This window comes from uncultured Parasphingorhabdus sp., from assembly GCF_963975735.1.
Classification (GTDB): domain Bacteria; phylum Pseudomonadota; class Alphaproteobacteria; order Sphingomonadales; family Sphingomonadaceae; genus Parasphingorhabdus.
The window spans coordinates 112,350-124,604 of record NZ_CAXBIA010000008.1; the positions used below are offsets into that span (position 1 = coordinate 112,350).

Here is a 12,255-nt window from a genome sequence, read left to right on the forward strand (position 1 = left end):
ATTCAAATATCCTGAAAAATCAGCGACGGGTCAGGCAGGACGATTGTGGCAATGGCCATTCCATCGTTATTGTTGGCCAGAAGCAAAGAAGCATTCTGACCGTATAATGCTCTCAGCCGTTCTTGGATATTGATAAGACCGGTCCCGGTGCCCGGAGTGCGTTTATGGGCTAGACCGGCAGGCCTTTTGACCCGGCCATCATTCGCGACGCTGATGCACAAGCGATCGCCTTCTCTTTGGGCCGAGATGATGATATTGACCGGCTGGTCGGTTCCTGAAACGCCGAATTTGACCGCATTTTCAATCAATGGCTGAATTATCAATGCGGGTATCATCCAGCCATGTGCAGTTGCATCGATATTGACAAAATAATGCAACCGGTCCGGGAAACGCATGCGTTCTATCTCTAGATAACGAACCTGCTGAGCAATTTCCTGTTCCACCGCAACCATATCTTCGGCGCCATCAGTCAACACCGCGCGCATATAGTCTGCCAGATCGTCCACCAGCTTTTCAGCCTTTTTGTTTTTCCGGTCAATGATCAGACTGCTTACCGAATTGAGCGCATTGAAAACGAAATGCGGGTTCAATTGGTAGCGCAGCGCCCGTAATTCACTTTCCCGGTTCACCCTCTCGAGATACCGGCTGTGCGCCATCATGCGTTGCAGTTCATGGCTATGGGCCAAGGCCAAATATAGAGCGCCCCAGCTGGCCAGAATGAAATAACGGGTGAACGCCTCGTCCAGAATATAAGTCCAGTCGAACATCGAGAATTCAATCGGATCGAGCAGATAGGAAAAGTCGAACAATGCGGCATCATGATCAAAAATTATTTGGTCAAGAATAGCGATATAATTGGCCAGAATCATCGTCGGGAGGAGAAGCACCAATATCGCAGCTCTCATCCCGTTACGGCGCACCGCAACAAGCAAGCGGTAAAGCATCCAGGTCAAGGTTATGCAGACGCTGGTCATCAATATCCGCTGGACAAATAGCGAATCTGCGTTGTTCTGCTCCATGTACAAACCACGGCAGGAAACAAACACGAAATAAGCGCCCCATACGCCAAACATCGACTTGATCGCCAGAGCTTGATTTACCGGAAACAGCCGGTCGAGCAGTGACCGCGTCCGAGCCCCGGCATTGATTGCCGAACCAAGACCATGCTCGGGCTTCACGAAGCCGGATTGCCTCCGCTTGTACTGATTCCCCGATTAGTCCGCCAATAGGTCGCAAAACTCGCCAGCCAGTGGCTACCGGAATAATGCGGAGTCCGGACAGAATCCTCTCCGGAATTGCCGTGCAAGCTGGCGGAGGCAAGAAGCGACGCGCGGCGTTTATCGTCAGCTGGAAGCGCTGAAGCCATGCCCTCAAGCGCCCAAGCGCGCGAAAGATTGAGCCCGTCAAGATGCACCAATTTGCCGTCCGTCGGATCGTTGACGATGCCCACTTTCAGCCAGCTGTCGCTGCCATCGGTCGGAATCGCGGGTAGAAAGTCAGAGAGCCAGCTTGCATATTCATCGCCATCCATCACCCGTCGCATGAGATCGGCGACCATCAGGCAGGAAGAGAGAAAATCCTCTCCCGACGGTTCATAAGCCATCGGGCAATTCTGGTCGTTGCGATGGAAACCCAATGCTTTGTTTCGCACGAGGCTGGCCATCCCATCATCTCCGCTACGATCGGCCCAATCGAGAAACAGTCCAAATGCGAAAGCCGACTGGTTGTGGGTTCCCAGCCGGATGGGGTAAGCCAGTTTTGGCAGCCAGCCCTTGATATTGCCCACAATCACTGCTTCGAGCGGCTCCAGTCGGGTCAGCCAGGCCTTGGCCTGCACGGCCTTATTGCCTTCGCCAGCTGCAATTTCGCGTAATTCGGTGGTCAACTGCAGAAACCATGCGAGCCCATAGGGGCGTTCGAATGCTTTGCGATCATCGCCATTAAAATAGGCGAGTTCTCCGGCAATTTTTTCGTTGGTGAAATTAGCAGCGAGCGCTGCGGCAATCTCGTCATCCATCTCGGGAACCAGATCCTGACCCCAAAGACGCGTCAGCAACCAATGGCCGTGAACGGCGCTATGCCAATCAAAACAGCCATAGAAGACGGGCGTCAGCTTTGCCGGTTCCGCGACATCTGCCGCGTTGTTCAAAACATGACTTATTTTGTTGGGATATTGTTTGTTGATGCAATTCAGAGCGATCCGCGCATAGGCATGCTCCGCCTTGCGGGGCGTCTGACTGTTATCCGCCGGATCTGGCGCTACGTTTTTACGCTCGAAAACACCCCGTTCTTGCGACGACTGGTTTTTATCTTCCTCCGCAACCGAGCAACCCGTCAATGTTGCGATCATTAACGCGGCTATTGCTTTTCGATAGATCATCCGATGCCCTCCAAAGATCCTTTCCCACTAGAGATGAATTGACCCCTTGGCAAAAGCCTATAGGAAAAAATCTCGCGCGCGTCATTGCCCGTTTCGGCCGTGTAATTTGCATTGGATAAGATAAAGTCTCGATACAACCCGCCATATTCCTGACCGGCAGTCCCCTGCGGCATATCGCAACCATGTCCCTCACTGCCAGCATCGGTCTGCTGACCATGTTCATCGTCGATTTTGCCGATCTGTTCTATATCGCGCAACTGGCGGACAGCGCGCTGACTGCGGCAATGGGTTTTGCCGCGACGGTCCTGTTTTTCGGTACGGCATTCTATATCGGCCTGATGATTGCCACAAGTGCGCTTGCCGCTCGCCATATCGGCCAGGGTGATCCGGATCAGGCCCGTCGATACCTGACCAGCATATTGGTTCTCAGTGCGATGCTGATTGTTCCCCTGGCTATCCTGCTTTTCGTTTTCGCTCCCGACATACTGGATCTGGCAGGCGCCGATGGAACCGCCAATCGGGCAGCGACCGACTATATCCGGATTGTCGCTCCGTTCATGCCGTTCAGCGTCGCAGCCATGGTCTGTTCGGGTTTCCTGCGAGCCCATGGCGCGGCGCGGAGGGCAATGAACGTTACGCTCAGCATGGGCATCACCAATGCCATTCTCGACCCGATATTCATCTTCGGCTTCGACTGGGGAATGCAGGGAGCGGCTGTCGCCAGCGCCTGCGCGGCCGTTGTTTCGGCGATGTTCGCAATCTGGCCTATCGCAAAGAGCTACGGGGGTTTTTACCGGTTCAACCTGCCCCATTTTCGAAGCGATATTCGTCCAATCATGGTGATCCTGATCCCCGCGATCCTTACCAATATTGCCACTCCGATCGGCGGATTTATTTCCTACCGCTTCATCGCCGATTATTCCAATGATGTGATCGCCGGATTTGCCGTCGTCGGCAGAGTCGTACCGGTCGCTTTCTGCCTGCTATTTTCGCTTTCCGGCGCCGTGGGCCCTATCATCGGGCAGAATTTTGGTGCGTTGAAATTCGACCGGATCCGTACGACCATCCAACAGGCGACGATCTTCGCCTTGATCTATACGCTGATCGCCTGGCCAATTCTCTATGTCCTTAGCGGCCCGATCAGCGACGCATTCCATCTTGTCGGCGAAGGACGACATGTATTCTGGCTATTTGCCGCCTTGTTGACTCCCCTCTTCTTCTTCAACGGCATGTTGTTCATAGGCAATGCGGCCTGTAACAATCTCGGCAGGCCCGCTTGGTCGACGCTCATGAACTGGCTGCGCAACACGCTCGGCCTTGCCCCCTTTCTCTGGCTCGGTCGCGAATTTTACGGGCTGGATGGTATTGTGATTGGCCCGGCATTTGGCGGCATAATCTTTGGCGTCATCGGATATATGGTCGCGCAATATCTGGTGACTTTGCAGGAACGGCGAACCACATTAACCAATTAATATGTCCGCAAACCGCGTCCCGCGATGGAACAGCGTCAATTTGTTGCGCGCCTAGGGCGTAAAAACCGAGTACATCCCGCGTGATCCGCCCGTTTGGGCCTAGTCAGGTATATTAAAAATCCGTGCGTGTTCCTCCTCCCTATGTTCCGCCTCTAAGCGGCCATATTCCCGATTACGGACAGGGTAGCAGGTCTCCGGAACCGTTAACCATGATTGACCAAGAACCAATCGGGGCAGAAACAACAGAGTTAGGACAGGATACTGGCGCTCCATCAACGTCGATCCCGCGCCGGTTCTTCGCAAACTTGACGATCCGCGAGAGAATATTGACCGCATTTTTCCTGATCGGTCTGATCTTGATTCCGACAACCATGCCGCAATCGAGTGTTGATGCGCAGCAGTTCAGTTCCAGCGACCGCGGATTGCAATCGGTGGAAAGGCCAGAAGATAATTTTGCCGGATCGGCCTTTTATTTCATGGACCCCAATTATGCGATCCCGAAAAATTATGACGGGATTGGTATTGATCCCCTTGCAGCGCCGGGGAATGGATCGATCGACGATATGGTCCTGAATGACCGTGATCAGGCGTCAACGGCACATCTGATTCGGCCAGTCGCGTTTCGCGGCTCCACAATTGACGATAGCCGCGCGCTTTATTGTCTGACTCAGGCTATCTATTATGAAGCCGGGATGGAGCCGGATGCCGGTCAACGCGGCGTTGCACAAGTCATATTGAATCGCGTCCGTCACCCCAGCTACCCGGGCACGGTGTGCGGCGTGGTCTATCAAGGTAGCGAGCGGAAGACAGGCTGCCAGTTCACCTATACTTGCGACGGTTCTCTGCGCCGCAAACCAGCACGCTTCCATTGGGACCGCGCCAAGAAAGTTGCTGCCGAAGCGCTGGCGGGAACAAGCTATACCACCGTCGGCACCGCCACCCATTATCATGCGACCTATGTCTATCCCTATTGGGCGCCAAGCCTGCGGTTCGTCGGAACAGTCGGCGCGCACCGTTTCTACAGCTGGAAGGGCAATGCCGGCACGGCCAGTGCATTCAGCCAGAGATATCGCGGCGGCGAGCCTTTGCCGGCGCCAAAACCACGTAGCAACGCTACTATCGCCGCCAATGATGCAGGTTCCTCACTCGACCCGATAGCGCTCGAAAAGGCTTACGAGGCCGGTCGGCGCAAGGCAGAAGCAGAAGCTGCCCTGTCAGAGAAGACGGCGGCGCTGGCTGCGGACAATGCGCGCCGCCATGATCGGCCTGCGCCAACGCTTGATGTAAACACTCCGCGATCCTATCAAGCCCCCAATTACAGCAGCGAAGCAAAAGCCAAAGGCGGTGACAGCGCCTTTGCCGGACAAAAATTGCCCGATGTTAGTCAGATCAAGCCCGAATTCCGGACTAGCGGCAGTTGGAAGAAAAAGCCCGGAAGCTAGACCCTGGCAGCTATTTACCAATAGTTTCTCTGGCAACCACAGATGGGTTTCCCTTGCCTTCGCTCTTGACTCCCGCCTAAAGGCTCTCGATTTTATTGGAAACGGAACGGAGCGCTCTAATGGCGACGAATTGGACGGCAAATAGTTGGAGGGATTTTAAAGGGCTGCATATGCCCGACTATCCTGACGCCGCCAAACTTGCGGAAACAGAAGAACTGCTTGGCAGCTACCCGCCGCTGGTATTTGCCGGCGAGGCACGCAGTCTGAAACAGGATCTGGCAGAAGTTGCCGCAGGCAAGGCATTCCTGCTGCAGGGCGGCGATTGTGCCGAAAGCTTTGCCGAATTTCACCCGAACAATATCCGCGACACATTCCGCGTCATTCTCCAGATGGCGGTGGTGCTGACCTATGCATCGAAACTGCCGATCATCAAAGTCGGTCGCATGGCGGGTCAGTTCGCCAAACCGCGCTCCTCTGACGTTGAAGTGCAGGATGGTGTCGAACTGCCCAGCTATCGCGGAGATATCATCAACGGGATAGAATTCGACAGCGGCCGCCGTGACCCGGATCCGGAGCGCATGGTCCGCGCCTATAACCAGGCAGCAGCGACGCTCAACCTGCTCCGTGCATTCTCGACCGGCGGCTATGCCAATCTCAAGCAGGTTCACGGCTGGACCCATGATTTCATGGCGCGCAGCCCGTGGGCAAAAAAGTTCGAAGAAATGGCCGACCGGATCGGCGAAGCTTTGTCGTTCATGGAAGCGTGCGGGATCAATCCTGACACCGTGCCGCAATTGAAAACAACCTCGTTCTACACCAGTCACGAAGCGCTGCTGCTGCCCTATGAGCAATGCCTGACGCGACAGGATAGCTTGACTGGCGACTGGTACGATACCAGCGCGCATTTCCTCTGGATTGGTGACCGGACCCGGTTTGAAGGTTCGGCTCATGTCGAATTCTTGCGCGGCATCGGCAATCCGATCGGATTGAAATGCGGCCCGTCGCTGACGCCCGATGCACTTTTGAAAATGCTCGACACGCTCAATCCCGCGCGCGAACCAGGCCGGATCACGCTGATTTCGCGTTTCGGACATGACAAGGTCGAAAGCGGCCTGCCTCCGCTTGTCCGTGCTGTAAAACAGTCGGGCCATCCGGTCATCTGGTCCTGCGATCCGATGCACGGCAACGTGATCAAGGCAGAAAGCGGCTACAAGACCCGGCCATTTGACCGCATCCTTGCAGAAGTTCGCGGCTTTTTCGCTGTTCACCGTGCGGAAGGAACCTTCGCGGGCGGTATTCACTGCGAAATGACGGGACAGAATGTCACCGAATGTACCGGTGGCGGTGTGGCAATCACCGATGCATCGCTTGGCGACCGCTATCACACGCACTGCGACCCGCGTCTCAACGCCGCCCAGTCATTAGAGCTCGCTTTCCTGTTGGCAGAAATGCTCAATCAGGAACTGTCTGACCGTACCCAGATAGCGGCCTGAACATGGCAGAAAAAACACGACCGGAACGTATGCGCCCAGAAGATTATGCGGCGGGAGATTCGCCGATGAGAAGACGAGTCACCTATGTCCGCAAGGAAATCGTCAGCAAAGGCGTCGGTTTTGGTAGCGCTCTAGCCATCGCCATCAGTTTTACCGCGCATAAATCGATCTTCTGGGCGATTATTCATGGTTTTTTCTCCTGGGCCTATGTGATTTACTACGCATTGACCCGATAGACCCGTCCACTCCGCGCCAATTCTCGTGACTTCGGCGGCCCGGCATACTATCAAACAGCCAAGCAACATCAGCTGGAGGACGTGATGATCCGATCACTCTCATGGATATCAGTGGGCGCAATGATGGTTTCCGGTTGTGCCGGACCTATTGAAACCCGTGTCCAGACGCATCAGGTGATAGCCACTGGTGGACCAAAGCAGTTTATCGTGACCACCAAAGATACGGTTGAAAATGACAACCTGGCGCTTGCCCGCGATCTGGTAACGAAATCGTTGACAGAGAGAGGCTATCAGTCCTCTCCGGACGCCTCGATACTGGTCAACGTTGCGCTAGCGGAGAGGCCCGCCGATATCGCGATCGATGCCGGTGACAAGGATGTCGTGCAATCGATTGCCACCGCTAAACGTCAAAAGCGGTTCCAGTCCTGCAAAGACCAAGAGCACCGGTTGACGATTATCCTTTTCGATCAGACGCGCGGAACGAAATTATACGCGGGCAATGCCGCAGAATATCATTGCAACGGCACGATCAAACAGTCGCTGCCTTTTCTGGTCAAATCCGCCCTGTCCGGCCTCGATAGCAATCCGACCGATAGCGCGCGCAGCGCCAGCCATACCCGTCAGGGCATTGAATGAATCATTCGACCTGTTCCTCCAGATAGGGGGCCAGGGGCAAGAGCACGGTAAAGCAAGCCCCTCCGTCGCGCCGGTTCTCTCCGCAGATGTGACCGCCATGCCGCTCCATCACTTTGGCAACAAAATTCAGCCCCAGTCCGGCACCTTTTATTGACGAATGCGCCAAACTGTCGTCGCTGGCGAAACGCTCGAACAAATGGCCCAGCATTTCTTCTGAAATCCCATCGCCCTGATCGGCGATCGCGACCGACACAAATGGTTGCCCGTCCAATTCGGTCACCCGGATCATTATGGTCACGGTGCCACCGTCCGGACTATATTTAATAGCATTGTCGATCAGATTGACGAACGAACGATAGAGGCTCGAGGGTTCGCCACTGACAAACGCACCGTCGGACTGGTCATCGACTTCGCATCGAATATCACGCGCCTTGCCGAGGGGCCAAAGACTGTCATTGGCCTCTGCGACCAGTTCTGCGAGCAAGACATCCTCTCCGGCAAATTCGCTGGCATCGATCCGTGCCAGGCCGACAAAATTGTCTGCCAGCGCCAAGGTCCGGCGCGCATGTCCTTCTATCCGGCCGGTGGTTTCATCGCCTTCCTTGCCGTCAAGAAGAGCCAGAATTGCCGCCTGCGGTGCACGCATATCGTGGGAAAGCAGTTGCAGGACTTCTTCGCGTTGCTGGGCGGCATGGGCAACTTCGGTGATATCCGCGAGATAGTGGATATGCCCCCTCAACGTCCCGTCATCCGACAACACCGGTGCGCGGCGCATTGCGAAAATCTGGCCATCGAGGGATGTGAAATCGACATAATCCTGTTTGGTCGGCCGGTGCTTCTGATCAAGATATTCTTTTACCTCGCTGAGATCATCCGGGGAAACAAAGCGGTTGAGCATGTCGTCCAGCGCAAGATCCTGAGCTCCGTCTTCCATGCCGGCCTGCGCCAACCGGTTTACGAATTTCACCTTGCCGTCGAGATCGGTAATGAACATCGGGTCAGGGAGGTTGCTGAGGGCATCGGCGATGAATCTCCGCAGATCACGAACATGGGAAATCGCATGGGTCAGTTGCTCGGCCTGGCCGGTGATAACATCAACGGGACCCAGTTCCGACCGCATGATCGGAATATCGATTTTTGACCGGTGAAAATTCTGTAACTCGCTATCCATGAAGTCGCTTGTTGCCTGCAATCGCCGCCAGCCCCAAATGGGGTAGACGAGGATCACACCGACCAGAGCGGTTCCGGGCGCAAACCAGAGTGCGAATTGCATCAAGATGACGCTGGCCAGCAATATCGCAAATAACAGCGCGAAAGAGACCATGATGGTGGTCCGGGGGCGCCACCGCCAGAAACCGATCAACAGAACCCATACCGGCAGCAGCGACAATAGAAGTTGCAGCGGCAAAGGGATCGGAATGACAAAATCATCGCGGCTCAATGCCCCGTATAGATTTGCCATGATTTCAACTCCGGCGAGGGTTCCGCCATCACCGAGCGGAACCGGATATTGATCTCCCAGGCCATTGGCCGTCGCCCCGATCAGAACGACCTTGCCCTTCAGAAAAGCGCCGGGGACCTCCCCGTTGACCAATGCTGCATAGGAGACGGATGGATAACCCCCACGCAGGGCAAACGGCATTAACAGATTTTTGTCGCAATCTTGCAACCGATCATATGCGGGAGACGGTTTCCCGTGGACTGACCGATAGATTTGCTCGATCAGATGCGGCCATTCCTTTCCTGACGCCTTGTCGCCAAAGCACAAAGCCGCGCGGCGCACGACTCCGTCGGTATCGAACACCAGATTCACTTGGCCCAATCCGGTGGCGGCGGCGCTGAAGGGTTCAACCGGTCGTTTGACATCATATTCGGCACCATTGCCGCCGGGGAAAACGAAATGTAGCGGCAGGAACAGGTTACGATTTCCTGCCATCGATCGGGCCAATTGCCTATCGTCATCCGGATTACCGGCTTCGCTGAGCAGAATATCAAAGCCGATCGCTGCCGGTTGGTTCTCGGCCAGTTGATCGAACAGCTCGGCATGTCGTGTCCGGGGCCACGGCCATTTTCCGAAGGCAGCCAGACTGTCTTCATCAATTTTGACAATCAGAACGTCAGATAGCGGTACCGGCCGGTCAATCGCGGACAGCTGGTCGTGGACCAAATTATCAAAGCGTGAGAGACTGTCCCAATAGGTCAGCGCCGCCACCACGCAGGATGCCAGCAACGCTACGGCAAGCCATTCCATAACCAGTCGCTGGCGCAGCCTCATCGGTGGTCGTGCCTCCGCGAAAAATCGATCAAGGGTCGAACCTAGACAGTTAGTTGGCCACGGTCAGTTTTTCAAAATCGGTCCATTTTTCGATCGCTTCCCGATCTTCCGGATCGCTGGAGAACTGAGTCACACCGACGCGCCAATAATATTCCCCGTCCGGAAGCTCGGACAAGGTGACAGTGTCCGTCGAGAGTGCCGCCTCGTCGAGAATGGGAATAGCCGTTTTGCTGTCCTTCAGAATCTGCAGTCGGTAGAATCTTTGTCCCTCCCCTGCACCGAACCATTTGAACCGATATCCGAAATCGCCAGCGTCTGCGCTACCGCCCAGCGTACTGAGCTGGCGCTTGAAGCTATATGTCGCTGGCATGCCTTCAAATCCATCGGCTGCCAGCGCGGACAGCTTGGCATAATAGCGCCCGTTGGGGATTGCTTCCAGGCCAATCTCCGTGCCCTGCTCCTGTACCTCCGCGACAAGATCGACGAAGCCTGCATCTGACGCAATAATCATGCGATGACCCATGGCGGTATCGCGCGGTACAACGGCAAACTGCAATTCCTCCTCGGACTGCACTTTGGCAGGGTCCAACAGTTCCGGTGGAGACAGCAACTCTGCCTTGGCAAGCGCTCCGGTCACGGTCGCCGCCGCGCCAGTACCCGCAGGTATTGATATCATGGTTCCGCTACCGATGTTTTGCCCTGCCGTCACGACCACTTCACCCTCTACTGTTTCGGAAAAGGCGGTTCCCGATATTTCATCGACCCGGGTGCGATAGTCCGTACCGCGAACAGCGGAGACCGCGACCGGTGTGCGGACGCGGTAGCGGTCAGCTTTCTTTTGCAGCGGCGCGACTTTCGAGCGGATACGGCCTTTGTCGACGGCAATTTCATAATCCATGCTGTCGGTCAGCAATATGTGCCGCAACCGGGTTATTCTGACCTGGCTGTTCGATGGCAGTGAGATGCGTGATCCGTCTTCCAGTTGCAGCGTCAGGAAGCTCCGCGCCGCCGTCCTGATCTGGCTGCCTTCGGCAACGCTCAGTCCCTGAACAGGCGTCAGTTCGCGACCACCGGCCGCAATCGAAACATCACCGCGGAACGCGCTCAGGCTGGCCTTGCTCGACCGATATTTCAACAGATAGACAGGAATATGGAGGGATTTTCCGACGGGAATCTGCCGCGGATTGGCAATGCGATTGATGCGCTGAACCGCAACATAGTCGGACCGTTTGCGCAGATATTTGTTTGCGAGACCAAATAGCGTATCGCCGCGCTTGAGGACATAGACAATCTGTTCTGTCTCGGAGCCTGTTTGAGCGAGGGCTTCCTTGGGTACAACGGCCATCGTCAAAATTAGAAAGCCGGCCAAAAGGCCCGCACGTGATGATCGAAACAGTTCCCGGAAGTCTTCAAACACTATTAGCCTCCGTTGCCAAGCGTCTCCAATCTATAGCCATAGCCGAAAACCGTAAAAATCCGAAACCCGTTTTCCGGTTTCAGCGCAAGCTTCGCCCGAATCCGCGAAACATGCATGTCGAGGGTCCGGGTTGCGAGATGAGCATTGGTCCGCCAAACGGTTTCCATAATATATCGCCGTGACAGGGTCCTATCGCGATTGCGGAACATAAGATCAGCAAGCTCGAATTCCTTGGCGGTCAGGGCAATGTCTTTTCCGCCATGCCGGACTGTCTGTTCAATGCGGTTGAGAAGATAATCGCCATATTCAGCCGTCGGCTCCATCGCCGATGCGCCAACATTCCTGCGCAACAGGGCATTGATACGGGCGGCTATGACATTTCTATCTTCCGGCTTTGTTATATAATCATCTGCTCCGGCATTCAGTGCATCGCTGACATCCTGCTTGGCCGTCCTGCTGGTCATCATGATCACGGGCGGGCGATCCTCGACCGCGACGTCCATCCATTCCAAAATTTGCATGCCGGTCTTGCCTGGCATATTCCAGTCGAGAATGACGAGGTCAAACGTGTCCCGCAACAAGGCGTTGGTAAGGGAGGTTCCATCGTTATAGCCCGAATAGACATACCCCAGTCCTTCGACTATTTTACCCAAGAATTCGATAATCTCCGGATCGTCATCGGCAATCGCTATACGCATTTCTATTCTCCTAGCGGTCTTCCGGCGCCGATGCCGCGAACACTGCTTTTTCAGGTGACTCTATGATTTGCGTTTTACTATCAAATTGAGAAGTTTTACCAGAATTACGACTATAGATTTACAACCATTTACATCTAAGAAAATAAACTTCTGGCCACCTCGAACAATGGCGAATTCGGGCTGAAGTAGCGATTTGGTTCCCGCAC

At 55.0% G+C, this 12,255-nt stretch carries 10 protein-coding genes; 5 read left to right on the top strand and 5 right to left on the bottom strand.

Features of this window, described 5'->3' with window-relative positions; all coding sequences use genetic code 11:
* Positions 1 to 2: 2 nt before the first annotated feature.
* Positions 3 to 1,178 carry a histidine kinase gene (locus AACZ86_RS10645; protein ID WP_339692252.1) on the bottom strand — a complete coding sequence of 392 codons (1,176 nt, stop codon included), beginning with the start codon at positions 1,176 to 1,178 and terminating at the stop codon, positions 3 to 5.
* Entirely contained in the window at positions 1,175 to 2,380 is a 1,206-nt protein-coding gene (locus AACZ86_RS10650; protein ID WP_339692254.1) for a DUF2891 domain-containing protein, read from the bottom strand. Before AACZ86_RS10650 ends, AACZ86_RS10645 begins: the two co-directional genes overlap by 4 nt.
* Positions 2,381 to 2,529: 149 nt before the next feature.
* On the opposite strand from AACZ86_RS10650, the gene AACZ86_RS10655 reads away from it, so the two are divergent.
* From AACZ86_RS10655 to AACZ86_RS10675, 5 genes are all read left to right on the top strand, one after another.
* Entirely contained in the window at positions 2,530 to 3,852 is a 1,323-nt protein-coding gene (locus tag AACZ86_RS10655) for an MATE family efflux transporter (protein ID WP_339692282.1), read from the top strand.
* A gap of 209 nt (positions 3,853 to 4,061) precedes the next feature.
* A complete protein-coding gene (locus AACZ86_RS10660; protein WP_339692258.1) occupies positions 4,062 to 5,294 on the top strand; it encodes a cell wall hydrolase in 1,233 nt (410 codons plus the stop codon).
* Positions 5,295 to 5,413: 119 nt separating this feature from the next.
* Entirely contained in the window at positions 5,414 to 6,787 is a 1,374-nt protein-coding gene (locus AACZ86_RS10665; RefSeq protein ID WP_339692261.1) for a 3-deoxy-7-phosphoheptulonate synthase class II, read from the top strand.
* 2 nt (positions 6,788 to 6,789) lie between these two features.
* Positions 6,790 to 7,023, top strand: a complete 234-nt coding sequence (locus AACZ86_RS10670) for a hypothetical protein (protein WP_339692263.1) — start codon at positions 6,790 to 6,792, stop codon at positions 7,021 to 7,023.
* Between the two features lie 84 nt (positions 7,024 to 7,107).
* Entirely contained in the window at positions 7,108 to 7,659 is a 552-nt protein-coding gene (locus AACZ86_RS10675) for a hypothetical protein (RefSeq protein ID WP_339692266.1), read from the top strand.
* A gap of 1 nt (position 7,660) precedes the next feature.
* On the opposite strand, the gene AACZ86_RS10680 is transcribed toward AACZ86_RS10675, so the two are convergent.
* The 3 genes from AACZ86_RS10680 to AACZ86_RS10690 are packed head-to-tail and all read right to left on the bottom strand — an operon-like array spanning position 7,661 to position 12,049.
* Positions 7,661 to 9,934, bottom strand: coding sequence for a CHASE2 domain-containing protein (locus AACZ86_RS10680; RefSeq protein ID WP_339692269.1), 2,274 nt, complete (start codon positions 9,932 to 9,934; stop codon positions 7,661 to 7,663).
* A 49-nt stretch (positions 9,935 to 9,983) separates the two neighbouring features.
* Complete coding sequence (locus AACZ86_RS10685; protein ID WP_339692271.1) at positions 9,984 to 11,351, bottom strand: FecR domain-containing protein; 1,368 nt, start codon at positions 11,349 to 11,351, stop codon at positions 9,984 to 9,986.
* Positions 11,352 to 11,353: 2 nt separating this feature from the next.
* Positions 11,354 to 12,049 (bottom strand): response regulator transcription factor, encoded by a 696-nt coding sequence (locus AACZ86_RS10690; protein ID WP_339692274.1) that lies wholly within the window; start codon positions 12,047 to 12,049, stop codon positions 11,354 to 11,356.
* Positions 12,050 to 12,255: the final 206 nt, after the last annotated feature.

Excerpts from the sequence above, each read along its gene's own strand:
- AACZ86_RS10650 (WP_339692254.1), bottom strand. The coding sequence starts at position 2,380 with ATGATCTATCGAAAAGCAATAGCCGCGTTAATGATCGCAACATTGACG.
- AACZ86_RS10660 (WP_339692258.1), top strand. The coding sequence starts at position 4,062 with ATGATTGACCAAGAACCAATCGGGGCAGAAACAACAGAGTTAGGACAG.
- AACZ86_RS10665 (WP_339692261.1), top strand. The coding sequence starts at position 5,414 with ATGGCGACGAATTGGACGGCAAATAGTTGGAGGGATTTTAAAGGGCTG.
- AACZ86_RS10670 (WP_339692263.1), top strand. The coding sequence starts at position 6,790 with ATGGCAGAAAAAACACGACCGGAACGTATGCGCCCAGAAGATTATGCG.
- AACZ86_RS10675 (WP_339692266.1), top strand. The coding sequence starts at position 7,108 with ATGATCCGATCACTCTCATGGATATCAGTGGGCGCAATGATGGTTTCC.
- AACZ86_RS10680 (WP_339692269.1), bottom strand. The coding sequence starts at position 9,934 with ATGAGGCTGCGCCAGCGACTGGTTATGGAATGGCTTGCCGTAGCGTTG.
- AACZ86_RS10690 (WP_339692274.1), bottom strand. The coding sequence starts at position 12,049 with ATGCGTATAGCGATTGCCGATGACGATCCGGAGATTATCGAATTCTTG.